General features: G+C 53.6%; 17 protein-coding genes and 1 pseudogene. 11 read left to right on the forward strand and 7 right to left on the reverse strand.

The features are described from left to right. Positions 1-154: 154 nt before the first annotated feature. Both AB3G88_RS12875 and AB3G88_RS12880 read right to left on the reverse strand, forming a co-directional pair. Positions 155-1,003 (reverse strand): DUF4238 domain-containing protein, encoded by an 849-nt coding sequence (locus tag AB3G88_RS12875; protein WP_480454246.1) that lies wholly within the window; start codon positions 1,001-1,003, stop codon positions 155-157. 228 nt (positions 1,004-1,231) lie between these two features. Continuing rightward, positions 1,232-2,182: a site-specific integrase gene (locus AB3G88_RS12880; protein ID WP_480454247.1), complete on the reverse strand. Its 951-nt coding sequence runs from the start codon at positions 2,180-2,182 to the stop codon at positions 1,232-1,234. A gap of 178 nt (positions 2,183-2,360) precedes the next feature. Between AB3G88_RS12880 and AB3G88_RS12885 the strand changes: the two genes are divergently transcribed. After that, complete coding sequence (locus tag AB3G88_RS12885) at positions 2,361-3,398, forward strand: DNA-binding protein (protein ID WP_480454249.1); 1,038 nt, start codon at positions 2,361-2,363, stop codon at positions 3,396-3,398. 394 nt (positions 3,399-3,792) lie between these two features. On the opposite strand, the gene AB3G88_RS12890 is transcribed toward AB3G88_RS12885, so the two are convergent. The 3 genes from AB3G88_RS12890 to AB3G88_RS12900 all read right to left on the reverse strand — a co-directional run bounded on the left by AB3G88_RS12890 (position 3,793) and on the right by AB3G88_RS12900 (position 5,801). Beyond that, positions 3,793-4,632, reverse strand: coding sequence for a toll/interleukin-1 receptor domain-containing protein (locus AB3G88_RS12890; protein ID WP_480454251.1), 840 nt, complete (start codon positions 4,630-4,632; stop codon positions 3,793-3,795). A 51-nt stretch (positions 4,633-4,683) separates the two neighbouring features. Further along, positions 4,684-5,127: a TIR domain-containing protein gene (locus AB3G88_RS12895; RefSeq protein ID WP_367862172.1), complete on the reverse strand. Its 444-nt coding sequence runs from the start codon at positions 5,125-5,127 to the stop codon at positions 4,684-4,686. A gap of 176 nt (positions 5,128-5,303) precedes the next feature. Continuing rightward, the gene (locus AB3G88_RS12900) at positions 5,304-5,801 is read right to left on the reverse strand and encodes a toll/interleukin-1 receptor domain-containing protein (protein WP_460322873.1); all 498 of its coding nucleotides are present in this window, start codon (positions 5,799-5,801) and stop codon (positions 5,304-5,306) included. Between the two features lie 325 nt (positions 5,802-6,126). On the opposite strand from AB3G88_RS12900, the gene AB3G88_RS12905 reads away from it, so the two are divergent. From AB3G88_RS12905 to AB3G88_RS12945, 9 genes and pseudogenes are all read left to right on the forward strand, one after another. Further along, entirely contained in the window at positions 6,127-8,031 is a 1,905-nt protein-coding gene (locus AB3G88_RS12905; protein ID WP_367862169.1) for an ATP-dependent nuclease, read from the forward strand. 44 nt (positions 8,032-8,075) lie between these two features. Then, on the forward strand, positions 8,076-9,827 hold the full coding sequence (locus AB3G88_RS12910) for a UvrD-helicase domain-containing protein (RefSeq protein WP_367862204.1): 1,752 nt from the start codon (positions 8,076-8,078) through the stop codon (positions 9,825-9,827). Positions 9,828-10,004: 177 nt separating this feature from the next. Next, complete coding sequence (locus AB3G88_RS12915) at positions 10,005-11,390, forward strand: Shedu immune nuclease family protein (RefSeq protein ID WP_480454252.1); 1,386 nt, start codon at positions 10,005-10,007, stop codon at positions 11,388-11,390. Between the two features lie 224 nt (positions 11,391-11,614). Beyond that, positions 11,615-12,042: pseudogene (locus AB3G88_RS12920) on the forward strand (MFS transporter); the annotation flags it as partial. A 375-nt stretch (positions 12,043-12,417) separates the two neighbouring features. Next, complete coding sequence (locus tag AB3G88_RS12925; RefSeq protein ID WP_038450121.1) at positions 12,418-12,699, forward strand: hypothetical protein; 282 nt, start codon at positions 12,418-12,420, stop codon at positions 12,697-12,699. Positions 12,700-12,751: 52 nt separating this feature from the next. After that, complete coding sequence (locus tag AB3G88_RS12930; RefSeq protein WP_480454254.1) at positions 12,752-13,822, forward strand: ABC-three component system protein; 1,071 nt, start codon at positions 12,752-12,754, stop codon at positions 13,820-13,822. 3 nt (positions 13,823-13,825) lie between these two features. After that, positions 13,826-14,257, forward strand: coding sequence for an ABC-three component system middle component 2 (locus tag AB3G88_RS12935; RefSeq protein ID WP_178098667.1), 432 nt, complete (start codon positions 13,826-13,828; stop codon positions 14,255-14,257). Next, entirely contained in the window at positions 14,257-16,074 is a 1,818-nt protein-coding gene (locus AB3G88_RS12940; protein ID WP_480454256.1) for an AAA family ATPase, read from the forward strand. The genes AB3G88_RS12935 and AB3G88_RS12940 overlap by 1 nt, the downstream gene beginning before the upstream one ends. Before the next feature lie 868 nt (positions 16,075-16,942). Beyond that, positions 16,943-17,764 (forward strand): hypothetical protein, encoded by an 822-nt coding sequence (locus AB3G88_RS12945; protein ID WP_480454257.1) that lies wholly within the window; start codon positions 16,943-16,945, stop codon positions 17,762-17,764. A gap of 461 nt (positions 17,765-18,225) precedes the next feature. Here AB3G88_RS12945 and AB3G88_RS12950 read toward each other — a convergent pair whose 3' ends face one another. Beyond that, positions 18,226-18,540, reverse strand: coding sequence for a DUF7693 family protein (locus tag AB3G88_RS12950; RefSeq protein WP_038450129.1), 315 nt, complete (start codon positions 18,538-18,540; stop codon positions 18,226-18,228). Positions 18,541-18,678: 138 nt separating this feature from the next. Between AB3G88_RS12950 and AB3G88_RS12955 the strand changes: the two genes are divergently transcribed. After that, positions 18,679-19,500 (forward strand): NADPH-dependent oxidoreductase, encoded by an 822-nt coding sequence (locus AB3G88_RS12955; protein WP_480454259.1) that lies wholly within the window; start codon positions 18,679-18,681, stop codon positions 19,498-19,500. A gap of 107 nt (positions 19,501-19,607) precedes the next feature. Here AB3G88_RS12955 and AB3G88_RS12960 read toward each other — a convergent pair whose 3' ends face one another. Further along, a complete protein-coding gene (locus AB3G88_RS12960) occupies positions 19,608-21,206 on the reverse strand; it encodes an LA2681 family HEPN domain-containing protein (protein ID WP_480454260.1) in 1,599 nt (532 codons plus the stop codon). Positions 21,207-21,260 lie beyond the last annotated feature (54 nt).

Below are 21,260 nucleotides of genomic sequence, written 5' to 3' on the forward strand. Positions count from 1 at the left end.
CGCGTTCAGGATGGATGGTCGCATGATTGGTGCGCCAGTGTTGGCGCGAGCAAGTCGAATCATCTCGCTCGCGAATCTAAATACGTAAAAGCTCCTATGAATGCCTCATGCAGATTGCATGCGGCATTCACAACATTTTCGCAGAGTAAAGTACTTAGGTCATTTGACCTGGTTTATTTGTAGTTTGGGTTATAGCGGCCCTGATCTCTTCTAGCTGATTTTTAGATGCTGCGATTACAATTTTGTCAGCTCTTTTTGCGATCAATTTATTTATTTTTTCCATTCTCAGCTTAAATGCCTTGTCATTTTCGGAGCCAAATAGTAAAAGCTCCTTGCTGAAGGGGAAGCAGAATGATTTAAAGCTGAACAGTTTTTCGTGGCTATCGAAGGATACGGGCCTGTCTGATGAAACAAATGCTTGATTTGTCGGAGCTCGAAATAGATAAATTGTGTCTGACTTTTCGGAAAGGTCGAACGTAATTAGTGGCAACAAAATAAACTGTATGAATTTTACAGCGTGATCTTTGTGCGCTCGCTTTGTTAGGTATTTTATGAGCGTCCGATCATATCTTAAAACAGCCTTCATTTCATTGGTGGCCTGGTCGTATAGATCCATCAGTCTTGGTGTGAATTCTACTGCAAGGTCTCTCTTGCAGGGCGTTCTCCAAAATTGGGTAGCAATCATGTATTTAGCTATTTTCATGAAGTTTGGATCTGATATAAGCTCCGATATCAGGCCGACATCTTGAGAGTGCTCTTTAATTAAGTCGCGGTACTCTGTAAATTTCCCTTCCAATTGAGAGTAGAAATTTTCAATAGCTAATGTCTTTTCCTTGCCTAAGGCTATTGTGTGCAGGTCTAGCTCGTATAGAATTTGAGCCGGCGTACGCGACTTTATCGTGTGATAGTCTTTCTTGTAAGTGAATAATTTTCCATCGTCAGAGTAAAAGCCTTTCTGGTAAAACTCGGGGATAAAGTGATGCTTGGAAGAAGGGTTGTCCATAATGCGAAGCTGCCTCAATTTTGCGACTCGCGAAGCTCATCTGAGCTACCAGGCCTAAAAAAATCAAACGCCGTGGGCGATGAATTGTCTCCTTGCTGTGAAGTGGCTCCTGCATCTTTGCACGGGAGCTTTATCGTGAAGGTTCTTACTACCGTTTGGTAGTCTACCATGGGCTTTTTCACCCAAATGGCATCTTGCCCGCCTCATGATAGAGATGACGGTAACCGCTTACGTTTTTTCAAGGGTATCGATCATTTGGGGTTGTGCTGCCAAGCTGCCGAACGAGTTACTAGCGTCCACATACCTCAACGCGGATTTCATATCTCGCCATCCTACATAGCTCATTAGGCCTTTGATGTCCCAGCCGTTCGCCGATGCCCAGGTTGCAAAACCCCTGCGCATCGAGTGGCTGCTGTAGGTCGAGGCGGGGATGCCCGCAGCTTCCAGAATTCGTCGCAGTAGAGGGTTCATGCTACTGGCCCTGAAGCCTATATCAGAAAGGTTTCCCCAGCGATCAAGCTTGCGGAACACAGGCCCATCCGCAATGCCTGCAACGGTGATCCAGTTGATATAGGCCTCAACTGGGCAGAGCTGCTTCAGCGCCGGCGTATGGAAGGTGCTGCCATGATGTTCACGATCGGTCTTGGAATAGGGCAGGTAGAAGGTGATCCCGACGCCGGCTTCTGCCTGGGTCGTCTCGACTCGCAGCCGTGCCAGCTCATCGCTACGAAAGCCCCGCCAAAAACCAATAAGCAGTAATGCGGTATCGCGACGAAACCTCATCAGGCTGCGGTAATCACCTGCCTCAATTGCCAGGCCGGCTTGCTTATCCAACCAGTCGACCGCTTTGTGCAGATGTCGCAGTTGCAGGGGAGTTGCTTGCTTCTGCTGTGCAGGATGAACGACGCGAATACCTTTGAGCATCTGCCGAACCTGAGGCGACTTAGTTGGATCGGGGAAGCCCTGTGTGATGTGCCATTGAGCCAGAGCAGCAAGCCGCTGCCGCAACGTGCTGAGCGCGAGCGTCTCCGCATACTCCGCCAGATAACGAACGATCCCCTCGGATGTCGCCGGTAGAAAACCGCCCCACGTCGATTCGTAGTGCTCCACGGCTGCTCTGTAGCTTTTGCGCGTGTTGTCACGCGTGCCCGCTGTCAGATACCGCTGTGCCTTGTCCATCTGCTCAACCTGCCATTTGTACCTCGTTCAGAAGCCATTTTGAGGTATTTCGGTGACTAAGAGTACATAACTCTCCATTATTTACTCTTGGATTCTAGGTTGCTGGTGGTCATAAAACGAGCTAAGATGTCATGTATAAACGTGTTATGTAACACATTACGAAATCGTAGGAGAGACCATGGCCCGCGGCGGCATTAACAAGGCTCTAGTGCAGAAGGCGCGCGCTGCGCTGCTTGCCCGCGGGGTAAATCCGAGCATCGACGCAGTGCGCGTCGAACTTGGCAATACAGGGTCGAAAACCACTATTTCGCGGTATATGCAGGAGCTGGAGTCCACAGATGTGCGTCCCCAGTCTCATCCAGACCGTCTGAGTGACGAGCTATCTGCAATGGTCAGCCAGCTCCTAAAACGCGTGCTGGAGGAGGGCAATGTGGCCCTGGCGCAGGAGAGGCAGATTCATGAGCAGAGCATCGCCGCCAGAGATCAGCGTGTTAGCGAGTTGGAAGCTGAGCTCAAGAAAACCAGGCAGGTCGTAGCTAGCCGAGACGTGGCATTGGCGGCCCAGGCTGAAGAATTAAAAACGTCCCAGTCTTCACTCCAAGCGGAAATCACACGAAACGCTCGTATCAGTCAAAGCTGCGCCGATCTGGAGCTGCGGATACAAGAGAAGCATGAGCAGATACGGTCACTGGAGGAAAAGCACGCACATGCCCGTGATGCGATGGAGCATTACCGCTCTGCGATCAAGGAGCAGCGCGAACAGGATCAGCGCCGTCATGAAACCCAGCTACAGCAATTGCAGCATGAGACCCTGCAACTCCAGCAGACCCTGATGGTTCGCCAAGACGAGCTCACTCGGCTTAATCGTAACAATGAGCGTCTTCTTGGCGAGGCGCGCCAGCAAAGCAAGCTGGCGCTGCAAAGCCAAGATGCGATCAAGCAGCTGGAAGGGGATCTGGGGCTGGCGAATATGGCTACAGCCAGGGCTGAGGGTGCGAAGGAAATGCTCCAGGAGCAGTTCACGGCCGTGAGACGTAGCAACGAAATGCTGTCAACCGAGGTCACCGAGCTTCGAGCCAATGCTGTGATACTTGGCGAGGAATTGTCTGAGGCTAATAAGGCACTGGAGACTTACCGCAGTCAGCAGGCTAACGTGGCCACACGTCCCGAGCGACCTCAAGGTGAGTCGGGCAGAGAGGGTGATGATTCGGTTTGATTCTGCTGGCGCCTTAATCGCTCGGCGGCCGAGAAGACGTTGTCTGCTGGATCCGGACGCTCGCTCTCATAGCTATTGCGCGCCAGGGCTGCAAATGACTCCTCTACGGCCTTTTCTTTTGGATTTCGATCGAGAAAGGATTTCATAGCTCTCGCGCTCACAGGGATTAATAAACAGCTAATTACATCTTGGCCATCTGGGGTGGGTCACAAACTGTTTCGAAGAGGTAATCAAGTGTGCGCTGGGCAACCTCGCTTGCAAGCGGAGCTGCGGATCCGCGCAGCACCTGGCTCACCTCCCCAACGGCGAGGTCAGCACCATGGTGGCGGTGCTGATTATGCCTGGGGTCGATTATCCGGCAATGGATCACTATGAGCCATCCATACGGGGCTGATCATGAGGAAGCGAAAATACCTAGAGACTCACGTCGCCGCCGGTATTCACTCGCTAAGTTGAACTGGCTATAGAGCGAGTCCAGTGCAGCTTCACCTTGTACTTTCGTAGGCAGGCTAGTGATCCAACCGTGCAGACGATCGCCCGGAACGGGAGGCAAGTGCTCGTTAAACGCCCTGAAGGCCATAAGGTGCTGCATGCTCTCAAGGCTCATGTTGTTGAACCCTTTGACGTTGTCCAACGTAGCGCCCTGTAGCCTATCTCGAATTCGTTTCGGAGTGGCATGCTGAACCTGAAAGCTGAATTGCAGCTCCGAGAACAACCAAGGAGACAAGGTTCTGGCCTTGCCACCGAAACTCAAGGGAACAGATTTTTCCGATCGGACGAACACGAACATTTCGGCTTGTGCAATGGTGCGGTGAAGGGCTCCCGCCAGCATCATATGAACATCCGCATGGACGCGACTGACGTGTTCTTCCGTTGTTTCTTCATCCAACGGACGTGTCTGGGAGATGATTTTTCGCACCAATTGACCGTAGAAGCCCCAGACAGTCGAGTCTACGAAGACTTTCAGCCCGTGCTTTTCAAGCGCCAGCGCTAGATCGACAGCGTTACGCTGATCGGCGTGCGAGTGGGAGAGAAAAACGTCGTAGTGCGCTTCAGGGAAGATGGTAGAAGCCAGCGCCTCAGCGTCCAGAACGCTAGAGCTATTGTAGGTTCCCACGATGAAACCTGCGAGATCATCGATCCGCTTCTCAGCGTCGCGAAGATACAAGTGCGCATAGAAATCAAGGAAATAGCTGACCGGTTGGTACTGTTCGACTTCGAAACCTAGGTACATCAGAGAATCCCTATTCTGAAAACAGAGGCGCCATTCGGCGCCTCGCCGGTGTTACGCCTTGCCTGCCGCCTTCGCAGCAGTTTCGACCCACGTGCCTAGATTTTCACGCCCGTTATCTTTGTACCAAAGGTAATGAGTTATACCAGGAACACGCAGGCTGCAGCACGTCGTCGTCTTCCCGTTGAGATCGGAAATTTGGCTGATGTCGATGGTCAGGATGCCATTGCCACGCGCGATGCTCTGATCGATCTCGTACTTCACATACTTGCTCTCGTTCGTGGTTGCCCCGACGAGAACAACAGTAACGCTCGTGCCGTGAAGCTGATCATCAATCCATTTCTTGATAGCGGCCTCACCCTTACGTTCGACCTCCTCGAAGTCAGCCTTGTCGATGAAACCCACCTTTTGATCCGAGGCGATGACGTTGCTGTTACGCACGTTCATCGCGCGATGCACGTCCTCGTACTGAAAGCTGAAAAATACCTTTCTTGCCATGACGATCTTCCTTTAGATGAGTGGCAGCAGGTTTGGGATGACGACGTGCGCCTGCGTCAGGTTGGTACCTGCCGCGCCCAGTTCCTGCAGCAGTGGGGTGAATTTCTTGCCGTGTTCATACCTCGTCTCTTTATCGACTGCTATCACCTTTTCCTCTTGCGCTACCGGACATTGAGCTAGAGGTTCCGTACCCACGTGCCATTGCCTCTGGTATCAAAGAGCGCAAGGCTATAGCCGTGTTTGTCGAAATCAATTTTGTTGTAAAGGCTCAGGTACTCGTTGCCATGAAAGTGGCCCTGATTGTCCGAGGTAGGAATGATAGCGATGCGGTCATGGGCCTTTTTCCCGTCAGCGAAACCGATTTCCCAAGGGCACCATCTCGACGCCATGGAGTTCTGGGTCGCCAGGAAGAGAAACCAGTCAGCTCGAACGATTGCGACCTTGATGTTAAACGCGGTTTCACCGTCCGGGATCGCAGGCATCGTGTTGTCCTGCCAATCGATGTAAACGTCCCATCCCGCTTTCTTGAGCATTTCCTGTAGTCCCAAGGCAAGCTGTGCGTCCTGATGGCTGTGGCTCAGGAATGCAGTAGGTTGCCCAGGACGCCGACTGGAGTAGGCTTGGGCAGAGCGACTAAAACTTGTATTGCGCAAATCTGACTGGCGAATCGGCATAAGGCTTCCCTTGCAATTGGCCAGCAAAATGCCATCTTTCTGAAGTTGCCTCAAGCATGCGTAGTGGCTAGGTCAGCACTTGAGTAGGCTGAAACATGCAACTAAGCACAGAGGAAAGCCATGTGCTTCGCGGGTTGGCGGCCAGACCACCAGTTGCGGTGATAATCGCCCTGCGACCAAAGTATTAGAACCCCATTATCCGCTAGCCTGGTGGGGGCACGAATGCATTCCCCGAACTGATGAACGTAGGCTACATTGCCTACCGTATATCTTTGTCATTTCAACAATCTACCGCCCTACGACCACCCATTCTGAAAGGACTCACATGTACCTGCGTAGGCTAGACGTCAGCGGTTTTAAGTGTTTCGGTGAACCGTTCACCATCGAATTCAACGACGGGTTAAACGTCCTAGTTGGCGAAAACGGCGCAGGGAAGACAGGCGTTATCAGCGCCGTAAGGCAGCTGTTCAACGACTCTGAGTCTGGCAAGCGGATGATCAGTGAGCGTGACTTCCATCGCGGTTTCGAGGCCGGTGCGGTTGCATCTGAGCAGATCCACATCCAGGCCACCTTTAGCGATCTGGACGCGATTGATGCGGTGGCGTTCGAGGATTGGTGTGGACACCATGACGAAGCAAAGCTGACGTTCGAAGCACGTAACCAGGAATCCAGGGGGCGTTTCAAGCATCACTCGTATGGTGGTCATGAATACACCAACCCATTACAAACCGAGACCCTCGATCTCATACACTGTATCTACCTGCCGCCGCTGCGTGACGCAGAAACCAAGCTGAGAGAGGGCAGACAGTCCAGATTGGCCCGGCTTCTCAAAGCCCTTTGTCGCAAGGATCTGGACGCTGCGCGCAAATCGCAAGAGCTTCACCCCTTGGAAAAGCGAGTAGGGGAGTTCAACCGTGAGCTTGCTGACAGCGACGAATTTACCATTAAGCTTGCCAACCAGCGCATCGGAGAAAGCCTGAAGGCTGCCCTCGGCCTGCACCTGTCCCAGGGTACGGTAATACAGTTCTCGGAGGTGAGCTTCTCGCGGATCGTGGAAGGATTGCGGCTGCTCTATTTCCCGGATCTCACTCAGGTGGATCCTGCGCAGTTCCGCTCGCTTGAGGAAAATAGCCTCGGTTACAATAACCTCCTGTACATCGCGTCGATTCTGGCAGAGCTGATTCTAGAAGAAGACGAGGGGCAGGGCGAAAAGACCTACCTGCGGCTGCTACTGATCGAGGAGCCAGAGGCGCACTTGCATCCGCAGCTCCAACTGCGTCTGCTTCGACATCTCAAAACCGTCGCGGAGGGACGCGGCATCCAGGTCATCATCACCACGCATTCGACTGTGATTTCGGCTGCCGTCTCCATCAATCACATACTCCACATTTCCAACGAGGGTAGACCTCTGGCAGTGTCGCTGCTGGGCTGTGGACTGCCCGATCCCAGCCGGCGTTTTGTCGATCGGTGGCTGGATGCAACCAAGTCGAATCTTCTGTTCTCCAAGGGCGCGATTCTGGTTGAGGGCATTGCCGAGGCGATTGTTGTGCCAGAGCTCGCACGCTTCGTTCTGCGTCAGTACGGCAACGGCAAGGACTCGCTGGACGATTACGGTGTCTCAGTAATTAACCTCGGCGGCATCTATTTTAAGCATTTCATGCAGCTCTTCTGTGACGTCACAGGTGAGCAGCCTGGCGAAAACGTGCCTATCAGGTGCGCCGGGTTAACAGACAATGATCCGCCCAAATCGATTGTGTCCATTGATGATGGCAAAGGTGGGAAAAGGGATGTGCCCTACCAGCCTCATGCTGACGATTACCAGCTCGGCGAGAATCCTGCGCTGGGGCTTCAAGCCGTCATCAACCAGTCCAAATTCGCTCGTCTGTTTGCTGGCAAATACAAAACGTTTGAGTACGACATTGCCCTGGAGGGCAACAACCTCCAATCAATGATGCCAGTTGCAGCCAACCTGTGGCCGGTACCGGACGGCCCTGTGGTCAGGAAGCTGAACAGTGACGCCGAGCTTGATTTCGAATCGATGAAGCCAGAAGCGAAGGCGCCGTACGCGCACGCGCTACTGGATAGGATTGACACGGATGAAATCGGCAAGGGGGTGTACGCGCAAGCCTTTGCCGACAAGCTTGAAACCCTCGAAGGCGAGTTCGTAGTTCCCGATTACATTCGCCAGGCTGTTCTCTGGGTTTGCGGCCTGCAGGAAAGGGCGGAGTAATGACTGTGATCGATGACGGGGGACAGTCCGCGGTTGCTGATGAGTTGAATTTTACGCGCGAGCAACTGGATTACCTTGATGCCCCTCTAGATCGACACGCGTACCTGAAGGCGTGTCCCGGAAGCGGTAAGACCGAGGTGGTTGCTGCCATGGTGTCCAAGGTCGTGAGCGAATGGTCTCACTTCCCCTCGGGTATCGCGGTGCTGACCTTTTCGAACAGTGCAACGGACGAGCTCAAGGCTAGGATACACAAGCATCTACGCGAGCCCATTGGCTACCCGCATAGCATTTCCACCTTTGATAGCTTTGTCTTCACCCGGCTCGTAGGGAAGATCGCACGAGACCTCACTGGCTACAAAGGGAAGGATGGGGATTACCGGATCCGTATACTTGAAAAATCAGCGAAAATTTTCCCCACGCGTAATCCCATCTGCGGTCGGCGAATCCCTGCGTGCCGGTACAACTATGATCTGGACTCAGCTCGGTTTGTTTTCTCAACCGGGGAGCGGTCGTTAGATCAGCAGCTCAACGACGCCATCATCGACGAAGCTACCCGGCAAGACCTCATAGCTACCAAGAGAAGGCTATGGGAGGCCGGCTTCGCTACCTACAGTGATATCGACATGCTCGCCCTGATGGCGCTGAGGGAAGCCAAGTACGACGCCTACTTCACCCGGGTGGCCCGCCGGTTCCCGCTGGTAATAGTGGATGAGTGCCAGGATCTCTCAGAGGAGCAGCTCAGGATCGTCGAAAAGCTCCATGATCGAGGGGTACATTTTCATTTTGTCGGGGATCTCAATCAGTCGATTTATGGCTTTCGGAGATCGAACCCGGAAAGGGTCGAAAAGCTGATGGCCAAGCTCGACTTCAAGCCGTACGAGTTGACGGCGAATTGGCGAAGCGGGCAGGCGATCGTTGACTTATGCAGCAACCTACTTGGGATCGGCCGAATCAAAGGCAACCCTAAGATAGCCTCAGTACCCCCGCAAATTCTCGAATACCAGCAATGTCCGTCGGAGCTGTTGCCCACCATTCGCGACCTAACCCGGGAGTACCAGAGAGTCGTGCTGGTTGCCCGGGGGCATACCACCCTACAGCGTTTACGCAGTGGCAATGCCTTCGAAGGTGTCGAGGTACTCGCAGTCGCGTTTATTAGTGCCAGCACCGGCTCACTCAAGGACATTAAGGAGAGCCTTCGGACGTTCGCCAAATGGCTGACCGGAAAGCTGGAGATGCAGGTAAGCCGGGCAGGGCCTTATTGCCCGGTCGCAATGGAGTCCAAGCTGGCGTGGCGGCAATTCATCTATGAATGCCTTAAGTTCATGGCTGCCAATCGAGCAGCAGACCCCACCATGACGTGGTCTGCCTGGGCACGGAATGCCAAGCTTGCGATGCGCCAGTTACCTGATCAGGCATTCGTACCCGCAGAGATTCGCGAGGATCTGGAAGGTCTACGTGAGCTGAACATAAGTGCCCGGGCCGGGGAGGGTAAAAACCAGGTATCTGTTCGCCTTATGAGTCACGACTGCCAGGAGTACCGCCAGGATAGCCTACGTTATGAGACCATACACCAGGTGAAAGGCGAAACTCACGATGTCACGGTTCTCGTTTCATCACAGCAGCCAGGTGTTCATCTATCCCATTGGCGTGACTGGTTACGCGATCGGAGTACGGAGGCCGCGCGGTTTGCCTACGTTGCCAGTTCGCGGCCACAGCACAGATTGTTCTGGGCTGTGAAACAACTAAAACCCAAGGAACGAGACGTGCTGACAAAACTGGGGTTTGAACTCCCGTAGCTGGAGCAACTGCCGCTTAGGAAGGAAGGGGGTCGCAAGCTTAGTCCAGACAATAGGAGGGGTACAAATGTGCTCTAGCGTCTCGAAGCAAGGGATCACACCAGACGGCATGATCCCTCCAGGCACCAATATGAGGTGGTAACAATGGCGGACGGTGAGCAGCAGCATGATACGAGTATGACTGATGATGATGTCCTGACTCCCTCCTTCTATCTCGCTCGACGCCCCAACGAGAATGGTTTCTCGGCCAACCTCTATCTCCAAATCTTCGAGCAGGTGGAAACAGGGTCATGGCGATCCCTGCCGGAGGATCAATGGCATCTGTTGGCCTCCATTGATCCTGGCTGGATCACCATGTACCCGATTTACACGAATCCGCATACTCAGCGCTACCGAAGCCCCAGGCACGGCAACGTACACTGCATCATCTATGAGGCCAGTCATGCTCATAATGTCCCAGATAATATTGATGATGCCCTACTTCATATCGATCTTAACCTCCCTGGCAAGCTGTTCAACTCATGTGATGAAGGCTTAGGACTAGTAAAGCAACTAGCTCCATTGTGGCGGGGCTTGAGGTTGATTCCCCGCGCCCACACCCTTGTTATTTGCAGTGATGGGGACACATCTGAGGAAGGGGGGGCCGTATTTGTGCGGGAGACCGAGGTCGATCAGTGCCGAAGGGCGTGCATGAGGATCTCCAGGGCCAAGCGCAGAAGTGAAACCTCGGCTCAGCTGCACTGGGTCATGCAGGAGGTCTTCGCTGGCCTTGTCCCTAATCTGATCTTCACCGGCCAGCGTATCGAATCACCGAGCAAAGGAGCCGGGGCGGTTAAAAGCGCTGTGACGTACGCTGCAAGGCAGGAGCGTCGTAGCCAGCTCAACCAGGTCAAGAACAGCGTAGGATTGCTGGCGCAAGAGGCGCCTCGGGAGCTGTATGAGCTGCATGCCGAGATTGAGCGGGTAACCCTGGCCAAGATGATCGAGCGGTATCAGCAAATGCTTGGGCAAGAATTGCCAGAGAGCCACTGGCAGCGTTTCTTCGAAGACAACATGTTCATCCTGAGTATGGTGTTCGCACGCCCTGTTTCGCTTTTGCACACGCAATTTCATGCCCGCGGATCCATGATTCACGGTGCTGGCGCTCACATTGGTGACCTGCTATTAGCGCAAGGCCGTGAACTGGCGATTGTGGAAATCAAAAAGCCGTCAACGCCGCTCATGCAAAGCAGGCCATACCGCAACCAGGACGTTTACGGGCCGCATCTGCAGCTCAGCGGCGCTATCACCCAAGTGCTGCACCAACAGGGCCTCATGCGCTCGAATTGGCTCTCACACCTTCAAGATAGGGCCATGCGCGATCTGCATCCAAACACCGCCAGGTGCGTCGTGATTGCTGGCACCAAACCCACTGAGGAAAGTCGCCGTCACAGCTTTGAGCTGTTCCGCAATGCTTGTAAGGATGTGGAAGTGGTGACATTCGATGAGCTGCTGGGCAAGCTGCAACTGCTCGCTGAGCACCTTGTACCTGCGGGGCCCAAACCAGTCCCAGATGTGTTTTGAACGGGAGCAGGGCTGAGTGCTAACGCCCGGCCCGGGGGCTCAACGCGACGCAGTCCTTTGTACGAACTCATCCATATAGGATCGAACTGAAGGGCGAATCGATGCGCAGGCGTGTGACGAAATTGACGGCGGAAGGGACTTCAGACTAACAATGCAAACCTGCGTCGCTGCGCTCCGACTGCCTGTCCGAATGAGCGTGGAACGAGTGTCCGGATGACGTGGAATCCGCAGTTTATCTGGCAGGTATCTACAGCTCCCCCCAGGTTGGTGCTCTCGCTGACAAATACGGCCGCCGCCCCACTTTCGTCGTCTCGATTCTCGTCATGGCAGAAGGGCTACTGCTGACCATGGCGCCGCCAGTCGCGATCATTCTGCCTGGAATGGTGCTGTCACGTTTGGGTTCTTCGGCTCCCACTCGGTTGCGAGCAGTTGGATTGGACGTCGGACGGTACGCGCGAATGGTCAGGCCTCATCCCTCTACTTCTTCTCTTACTACGCCGGATCCAGCGTAGTCGGCACCCTGGGCGGTTTTGCTTACCACGCGGGTGGATGGAATGGGGTAGTCCTGTACATAGGGGGGTTCCTATTGCTCGCCATGCTTGTGGCCATGAAGCTCCGGAAGTTGCCGGCCACTTCAACTGATTTGAGCTAGACCGTTTCCATGGTCGGGGCGTACCAGTCCTTCCAATTCAACTTATGACTACCTAGCCACCTGGGATGGTTCGATGAAGGAATAGACTGAACTGGTTAGGAGTACTTATGTACCCCATCGCCAGCACTGGCTGATAATGATCCAGGTTCCCCAAATCCGAGGAAGGCGATATTATTACGCCATCAAACAAGGACGCGACGAGGATTTATCCTCTCGAAAGCAGGGCACGACTGGAGCCTCAGCATGGATCAGCGGAACCACCAATTTTCGATACAGCTAACCAATGGGTTCATCCTGAGTGAGATGCTAGGGGTGGCTTCGTTGCGCCTGAAATTTTATGAGAAAAATTTCTTCTGAACCTCTTAGGAACATCGCATGAGTGAGCGTCAACAGGAATACGCCTTTCACCCCGCTGATTTAGTCGAATATGTGAAGGATAAGCCTATCGGTGCAGCACGCGCTGCATTGACCATGGTGCTGGAGGAAACCGATGTTTATCCAGACGTTATAATCGGTGAACTCTCAGACAACATGGAGTTTAATCAGCGCCTCCTGAAGCAACTTTCTGACGCCTTAAGGAATAACCCAAAAAAGGTTGTCAGCGGTATGTCGAATCGTATAAAGGGTGTTCAATTTGAACGCGAACTCGGATTATGAATTTCCTTACCTATTTCGTGGGTTCTAGATTATTTGCGGAGGAATGTAGCCAATGTCTATAGGTGAAAACTCCATCGAGCTTCCACCGGAACCGGAGTTCATGCTAACAGCTCTCGACGCTCAGAAGGGAGAACCAATTCAACCCTTAGATCGTCTACTGATTATGTCAGCAGACGAGTGGGAGGTTTTTACCTTAGAGCTGGTCTATCACCTAGGTAAAGACTATGAGGTTGTTACACGCTGCGCTGGCGCGGGGGACAAAGGCCGTGACATCATCGGTCGATTTTCGACTGGCTGGGATAACTACCAGTGCAAGCATTATGGCGACAAACTAAACGTCGCCGATGTTGTGGCTGAACTTGGCAAGTTGGTATATTACAGCTGGAAAGGCGATTACATGCTTCCACGTGAGTATCGCTTCGTAACGCCGAAGGGGTGCAGCTCTGACTGCATTGACATGTTTGCCAACAAATCTCGCATCAAAATAGAGCTCATCAGTCGATGGGATAAAGCCTGCCGAGACAAAATTACCAAGACTCAGTCAATCCCTCTAGAGGGGGAGCTGCTGGATTACATCAACGGAATTGACTTCTCGTTTGTTGATGAAATGTCCTCACTTGACCTCGTGGAGAGGCACTCCAAAACACCTTATCACTCGATGCGCTTTGGTACTTACCATTTAAAGCGCCCTCTGGTTAAAAAGTCCGCCCCGGAAGCGGTCGGCGACAATGAAAGAGTCTACATTGAAGCTCTTTTACACGCATTTTCTGATGTGACGGGCACCAAATACACACTAGCAAACATTAAGGGGGTTGAATACAAAGAAGACCTAGATCGAGCAAGAATAAACTTTTTCAGCGCTGAGTCTCTGCAAATATTCTCGCGCGACGCATTTCCTACCGGGTGCTATGAAGATCTCAAAGATGAATGCTACGAAGGCATTCACAGTGTTATCCGTCAAAAGCACGATCACGGTTATGATAGGTTCCTCGCTGTGAGTTCACAGGCCGCCAGTCTTCCCTACAGCGCTCATCCATTGTTCCACTACATTCAGGCTTCCGACCGAAAAGGCCTGTGTCACCAGCTAGTGAATGATCAGAAGTTTAAGTGGATCAAGAGATAGATTATGAATTCAAAGGATTTGTTTAATAGTCCCGTAGAAAATGGTGCAAGGATCGTTATTCTGCTTGCTGGACTTAATCGCGAGATCGATTTAGACGAACTTATATTTCTGGATTACGCGGCGATTTATAGCGATGACTTCCAGGGCGGCCCAAGCTTGCACCCAATGCTCATGAATCGTCTTGCCGAGCTTGTCCGCAGGCGCGAGGTGTTTCCCGGCGCTATGAAGCTTTTCACGTCAAAAGGGATGATCACCTCCAATGTGAATGAGCAGGGGGTTCGCTATCGTATTACACCAGCGGGACGCGATTTCGCCGAAATGCTATCTACTGATTACCATACAGATTTTCGGCGGCGTGTGTCATGGGTAAGTAACAACATCGACTATCTCACCACCCAACGCCGCACCATCTACAAAGTTGACAGGGCAATCTAATGTTTATTGAGAGTGTTGTCGTTAGCGGCCCTGATCTTCCAGACGCTGCAGTTTACTTTACCAAGGGCGCCAACGTTGTACAGGGCGGTTCTGACACCGGAAAGTCCTACATCGTTCAATGTATTAAGTTTGCGCTCGGGTCGTCGAAGCCCCCAAAACCGATAGAGGTCTCAAAAGGCTACACCACCGTTAGGGTGAAATTCGAGAACGACGACGCAAGCACGTTCACCATCGAAAGACCGCTTGCAGAAAACTCTAAGGCAACACTGATTGACGAACAGGGCAGTGTTTCAGTCCTGGGCACCAAGCACAGTGCCAATAACAAATCGACGCTCTCTAGCCATTTCCTGGACAAGCTAGGACTGGATGGGAAGCTGTTGCTTCTGGGCTCTGAATCGCTGAGAAGCGGCGCTTTCTCTCTTCGTGACCTTGAGAAAGTTTTCCTGATTGATGAGTCGAGGATTGTCGCCGAATACTCTCCACTGGGTACTGGCCAGGTCATGGAAAAGACCAAAGAAAATTCGATTTTGAAGCTGCTGCTAACAGGTCGGGATGATTCAGCAGTTAAGTCAGCCAAAAAAGACTTGGAGTCAAAAGGGGCCCTGAAGCACAAGGTCACGGCTGTCGAAGAAATCATCAGCAAGTTTTACCCAGGCGAGGATGCCTCCCAACTTCTTCAGCTCCAGAAGTTGAATTCGTTTAACCATCAGGTCGCCGGCCGATTGGAGCAGGCAGAGGCAGACCTGAAAAGCGCGTTCCAGTCAAGTAAAGGCCTGTTCCAACAAAAGGCCCTCCATACCTCAGAACTGGAGCTCGTCGACGTTAAGATAGCTGAAGACAAAGCCCTTCTTGGTCGATTCGACATGCTTGGCAAAAAGTATGAATCTGACCGCCAACGCCTTCTCGGAATCGAACAGGCAGCGGTTCTTCTGGATGCATCCGACTCAATGCTTTGCCCAACCTGTGGCAATCACTTCGACTCTGAGTCTTGCACGGCCAATGTTGAAGACATCAAGAAGGGCGTTACCTTTGAGCTGAACCGTATTTCCCAGAACATCCAGGAGCTTGGGGAAGCCCAAGGCGCCTTATCAGCCGCCATAGAGAAAAATACTTCCAGTGCGCTGGCGATCAAGGCAGCCATTGCAGTGTTGGAGAAGCAGATCGCCGCAGAGCTTGAAGAGTCGGTGCAGGCAGTCAGCGACCTTAAAGAGCTCTCATCGAGTATCAGATTCGACCTATCCACCATCGATCAACGAGTCGCTGATAAAGCCAAGCTCAGCGACGAACTGAAACGGCTAGGGGCTTTACTGCTCGAAGAGCAAGCAGGCTACACAGCAGAAAGCTTTGAAGAGGCTGTGACACCTTTGGTGGCGGAAATTCAGTCTATCTTGGAGCGCTGGGGTTTCCCTGGCTACCTCCCAGTCGACTTCGATTTCAAGGCAAGAGACATCACTATCGGTGGCAGCGCCCGTGGTAATTTCGGGAAGGGCTATCGCGCCGTCGCCTTCTCTGCATTCGTGCTGGGCTTGATGAACCTGCTAAAGCTTTCAGGACGCCATCCTGGTTTCGTCGTGTTGGACTCGCCGCTGACTACCTACAAGGAAGGGGATGACCAGCCTGAAGATGAGGCCGATGCCATCACCGGCGACCTGATTTATGGATTCTATCGAGACATTGCAGATAGCTTTAGGGACTCGCAGATCATCATCTTCGAGAACAAAGAGCCGGATCCGTCTGTGATCCCGATGCTCAATTACCAGCATTTCACGAAAAATCGGAACAACGGTCGATATGGTTTCTTCACATTGAGGGACTAAGCACCTTGCTCCCGTAGTGATTGATCACCACGATGCGACGTGGTGGTTGATCCAGGGGCCGAGCAGGCAGACGTCAAGCGGCGCCACCTCTGCCGTCTTCGCGAAATAAGCACAGGGTGGTGTCTTCATGTAGGGGGAATACCTGGATTCCCCATTAAACAGCGTCCTTTCCTTCGCTTTTCAGCCACAGGGTGATCCTTAGCGATCAGCCGTGACGTTTGAAGCGGGGAGGGAAGCCGCAGAATACCGTCCCACTGTATTCTTGAGTACCCAGCTTGCAGTGCCCGCTGACCCTTGTTCGCAAACTTCCTTCCTGGATCATCACTCCCTCAACCTACTGCTGCCGCGAATCCTTGAACTGCGACCAAGTGACGTCATAGCGCGTGTGGTAGCCGTGAGAGCGCAATCTACTGAAGGTTTCGGAGTAGGGCGTGAAGTAGTACACCAGCTCCTGGTGATGAGCTTGGTGAACACCGATCCGATAGCCGATATAGGAGCCAGGTACCAATGTACCTTGGTGCGAGTCCAGCTTAGAAATTCTCCTTCTCGTCAGGTCGCTCAAGGAGACCGCATGTATAAGAACGTGAGTTTTACGGCTCGCGAGCTATTCGATTGAGCCTGGTCTACACCGGTTCTGAGGCTGGCGCGGGAGATTGGTGTTTCAGATGTCGCGCTGAGCAAGGCATGCAGGAAGGCTGGCATTTCACTGCCGGCTCGTGGACATTGGGCCAAGCCCGCCGAGAACCGCCCCAGCAAGCCCGCTCCGCCGAACTCTACCGAGCTGATTACGCTTCGCGTATTGGACAGGACGATGCTACCTCCAGCGCCGCCCAAACCACCCAGCACTCCCAAGCTAGAGAAACTCAGTGTGCCGGACAAGTTAATAGACCCCCACCCGCTGGTGCGTAAATGGCTCCAGGCGGTCAGGGCTGCGAAGGATGTTGAAGGACGGGTGGAGCTACGGCGCGAGCGGGTGTTGTATACCCGTATTTCGCGTGACATGGTCGATCGCGCTGCATTGCTTCTGGACGCCTTGATAAAAGACAGCTCAAAACGCGGATGCATTTGGGCGGTGGATGATCACAACCGAACCACGGTAACGTTCGACGGGGAGATGGTTTACGTGACCCTGCGAGAGCGTATTGCAAAAGCAGTGAAACCTCCGCCACCCCCAGAGCCCCAGCCCAAGCGGCGCCGGATGCGTGAGCCGGTGATGTGGTTGGGGCGACGGGAAATCTACGTCTATAGCTCGACTGGAGAATTGACGCTGATTGCTCAAGAAAAGCCAGACGTAGGGTCGCAGAGGAGCTGGACAGACAGTAAGACGGGCCACCTGGAAGACAAACTTCATCAGTTCTGCACAGGTCTCGCCAAAGTAATAGAGCGGATGAGGGCGTATCGGGCGAGCATGGAGGAGTGGCGCCGTCAGCGTGAGAGTGAAGAAGCCATTCGACGCCAAGCCATCATGAAAGCAGAGCACCAGCGAGCGCTGCAGCTGCGTTTAGTGGAGAACATGGAGAAGTGGGAGCAAGCGGTACGCCTGAGAAGGTTCATTGATGCCGTAGCAGCTGGCATTGGCGAGGTCAGCGAGGAGGAGGGGCGTCATGTGAAGGCGTGGGTGGAGTGGGCGAGGGAGCACGTCGATGTACTCGACCCTCTGGGCAAAGACGCCACCACCTCGCTTGACTGAGCAACCCAGAGGGCCGCTGCTCTTTTGAAAGAGCGCTCATAGGTGGCGCCCTCAGGCGGCCGAGCTTGCTCCGCGCCTGGTTAGGATGATTGTCGGAATGGCAAGTCAGATTGACTGTAAACCACTTTTTCACACTGTAAACCAAGCTGGTTAACAGTATAGAAAGCAGGTTTACAGGTCTACGATTGGCTTCGGTTCACGGGTGGCTTGGCTGGCCGGCTAGCATCGCCTATCTGCGAAAGAGCTCCAGTACCGACTCATCGCAATCCGCAGCATCTGGTCGCAAAGCAGTCGACGACAATCAATGCTAGGCACAACCTCATGCCACGAGCTGAGATACAGCCAGAAAGAAGCGATCTTGCACGGCTCGTGCCGGCGAAGGGCAAACACCGATGTTCAAAATCAGGTCGGCGCTGCTACAACACCCGCTAGCGCAGCCTCAGCCGGTCTCCCATGGCCGACTACGCGACGCCCAACAGCTTTTCCAGCTGCGCATGTTCCCAGGTGCTCAGCAGCTCTACAGGATCAGTGCTGTACGACTGCATCGAGTCGAAAACGTAGGCTCGCCCCTCTGGGCTGTAACAGCTGTCGCAATAGTCAAGCGTGTCGCAGTCGTTATAGAACGTGAGCACCCAGCCATCGGCCTCGACTGTCATCAAACCGCAGTAGATTTCAGCCCACGACTGCTGACCTAGTCGTCTCATGCTACGAACCCCGAGAGCGATGTCCCGCAGGATCTGATAAGCCTCGCGGGCTGTCAGTGGTTTTGCTTCCAAAAGAGCGGTACCTGTATCTGGGTGTTGTCGGTCTATCCGTGTCCGACCTGGGCTGACCGAATGGTAAATGAAACCTTGCGTGTTGAGCGTGTTGCGCGGACATCAATTTGGTAGCCTTCGGCCCTTTGGAGCCTACTCATGACAGCCAATGCCCAGTCCAAGCTCAACGCCCGGTACGGCGCCCCTGACATTCCGCCGGTAACGCAATGGAATGAGGTCATTGAGCAACTGCTGGATCACCGGAGCGTCCGGGCATTCACTGATCAACCTCTGCCCGAAGGCACGATCGAGACACTGGTCGCAGCCGCCCAGTCCGCATCGACATCTTCCAATCTCCAGGTCTGGAGTGTCGTCGCCGTTCAAGATGTCGATCGTAAGAAGCGACTGTCAGACCTGGCCGGCAATCAGGCCTATATCCATCAAGCCCCACTGTTCCTAGTATGGCTTGCAGACCTGTCTCGGGTCTCGCGCATCGCGGAGCAGGCAGGGGTAGAGCTGGAGGCGCTGCCGTACCTGGAAAGCTTGCTGCTCGGCACGATCGACGCAGCTTTGGCAGCTCAGAACGCTGTGGTTGCTCTGGAGTCGTTGGGGCTTGGCAGCGTATACATCGGCGGCATCCGTAATGACATCGAAGGTGTCGCCAAAGAGTTGGGGCTGCCGCCACAGGTCTATCCCGTCTTCGGCCTGTGCGTCGGCTATCCATCACCTGACCGTCCTGCAAAGGTAAAGCCGCGGCTGCCGCAGCAAGCCGTACTGCATCATGAAACCTATGCGATCGCCGGCGAGGAGGGCGTCCTCTCGGAATACGATGCGCGCCTGGGTGCGTTCTATCAGCGTGAAGGCATGAAGGCCTCGGGCTGGTCGGAACAAGTGGTCAGCAGACTGCGGAATGTTTCGAGTCTGCATAGGCGTGAGGAGCTTCTGGGTGAGCTGGCGCGGATGGGCTTTGGGCTGCGGTAAAGCTCATTGTAGGCTTGCTGAACCCTTCAGCTGGTGTGCCGCTCGCTAGGTTTTCTGGTGTGGCCGCGAGCGGCTCAAGACGGTTCTTCATCGTATGGGCGCCGGTCTCAGGTTTTGAGGTCGTCCGGGTAGTCTTCAACTGGTAAATGGCCAACCGGGCCGTCAGGCTTATGCTGCGATTCCTCAAAGTGCATTGCCAGGCACAGATAGATCAGCGCAGCCCTGGACAGCTTCAGCATCAACAGGCTCTTCGCGGCGAGGTCATCCCTGTCGAGCACAAATGCCAAGTGATCAGTCCAGAGTTCTGAGGACTCGCCAATCCAATGGCAAGAATCCACGATTTTGGCGTACTTGTGCTCAAGGTGGTTTCTCAATTCATCAAGCGCCTGAGCATCAGGTCGAGCTACATCCTTCAGCTCCTTGGAGTAGATGTCTTGGGATACCCAATAGAGCGCGCGAAGCGGAAGATTCCGGGTGAACATGAATTCATCACGCACAACCCGCGGCTGGAGTAGACGACCATTTTTGTCCGATTTGAACCATACAGTCCGAAAGCCTACCGCCTTTTCGGGTATGCCCAGCTTCCAATAGGCATTGATAAAGTAGGCAACCTTATCCAGCAACGAATAGGCGCTGCGATAGGCAGTCTTGATCTGCTCCAGACCCATGCCATAGAGCGCGTAGTCGCAATTGAAGGCAAGTGCCATGCCCCTGTCTGCTACATGACCGGGTTTGGCGTGTTCTCCTAGGTAAAGACAATGACGGGCGAACCCGTACTCCTGCTTCAGCTGGTTGTAAAAGCCTAGGTACGTGATTCCAGCGTCGGCGTCATGATCGGGTAACGTCAGTACGTCTTGAGCGGCGGCGGGAAACGCTCCCAGGTCGTTCATGGGATTGAGGAATAACTCTTCCTCAAGGCACCATCGCCGGTAATGCCGCTCCTCCTTCGAGGAACCGAGGCTGTGCTCTAACAGCTCTGCATCATCATCGTCGTCGACGGATTCGGCTAGCCTGGCGTGATGCCATTTGAAAAACTCTATCGCTTCAGGATAGGTAGCGCCATCACGGCCCACTCCACCCGCGATGGCTAACCCCAGATTGCGCCGTGCATGTACAAGGAGCCAATACGTATGACCAGGGTCGTATAGCGCCTTGCCATATTGAGCCAAGCCAAGGCCAAGGTTGCCCAGGGCCATACCCAGGATCGGATTATCCTCCAAGGCCTTGCGCCATTCCCCAAGCGCCTCGATCCATCGTCCACACACCTTGAGCGCATTGCCTAAGTTGCAGTGGATTCTGGAGCGAAGGATTGGTGACAGCTCTTTAAAACCTGTGTGCTGTATAGATGCGCGCAAGAAATAAAGCTGTTTGAGCAGAGCAGGGTGGTCAAGGGTATCGTCCTCCCATGACTGCACCTCCAGCTTCCTCAGCGCGGCCCATGCATTGGAACATGAGTAGAAAACGAGGCATCCGTTCTCCGGCTCCATGCGCGAAGCCACTAATTCCACTAGCTCCGTCGCACGCCGCAAGATACCTTCATCGGCGCCGTCATCTGCAGCATCGATCAATGAGTCATAGAAGCGTAGAAGACGAGGAGAGTCGCCTGGGTTGCGAAGCTGTTCATTCAATGCCTTCAGAAGGTGAGAGCGGTCGTCTGCATGGGGTTCATAACCCTGCTCAGCAAAACGACGGGCGAAATCGTCCATGGGTAATCACCGCGATGAGAAGCTGACTATCTTAGCTGCCTTGAAAACATTCAG

This window comes from Pseudomonas arvensis (assembly GCF_056688935.1).

Coding starts and splice junctions, on each gene's coding strand:
- AB3G88_RS12875 (WP_480454246.1), bottom strand. CDS start 1,003: ATGGACAACCCTTCTTCCAAGCATCACTTTATCCCCGAGTTTTACCAG.
- AB3G88_RS12880 (WP_480454247.1), bottom strand. CDS start 2,182: ATGGACAAGGCACAGCGGTATCTGACAGCGGGCACGCGTGACAACACG.
- AB3G88_RS12885 (WP_480454249.1), top strand. CDS start 2,361: ATGGCCCGCGGCGGCATTAACAAGGCTCTAGTGCAGAAGGCGCGCGCT.
- AB3G88_RS12890 (WP_480454251.1), bottom strand. CDS start 4,632: ATGTACCTAGGTTTCGAAGTCGAACAGTACCAACCGGTCAGCTATTTC.
- AB3G88_RS12895 (WP_367862172.1), bottom strand. CDS start 5,127: ATGGCAAGAAAGGTATTTTTCAGCTTTCAGTACGAGGACGTGCATCGC.
- AB3G88_RS12900 (WP_460322873.1), bottom strand. CDS start 5,801: ATGCCGATTCGCCAGTCAGATTTGCGCAATACAAGTTTTAGTCGCTCT.
- AB3G88_RS12905 (WP_367862169.1), top strand. CDS start 6,127: ATGTACCTGCGTAGGCTAGACGTCAGCGGTTTTAAGTGTTTCGGTGAA.
- AB3G88_RS12915 (WP_480454252.1), top strand. CDS start 10,005: ATGACTGATGATGATGTCCTGACTCCCTCCTTCTATCTCGCTCGACGC.
- AB3G88_RS12925 (WP_038450121.1), top strand. CDS start 12,418: ATGAGTGAGCGTCAACAGGAATACGCCTTTCACCCCGCTGATTTAGTC.
- AB3G88_RS12930 (WP_480454254.1), top strand. CDS start 12,752: ATGTCTATAGGTGAAAACTCCATCGAGCTTCCACCGGAACCGGAGTTC.
- AB3G88_RS12935 (WP_178098667.1), top strand. CDS start 13,826: ATGAATTCAAAGGATTTGTTTAATAGTCCCGTAGAAAATGGTGCAAGG.
- AB3G88_RS12940 (WP_480454256.1), top strand. CDS start 14,257: ATGTTTATTGAGAGTGTTGTCGTTAGCGGCCCTGATCTTCCAGACGCT.
- AB3G88_RS12955 (WP_480454259.1), top strand. CDS start 18,679: ATGACAGCCAATGCCCAGTCCAAGCTCAACGCCCGGTACGGCGCCCCT.
- AB3G88_RS12960 (WP_480454260.1), bottom strand. CDS start 21,206: ATGGACGATTTCGCCCGTCGTTTTGCTGAGCAGGGTTATGAACCCCAT.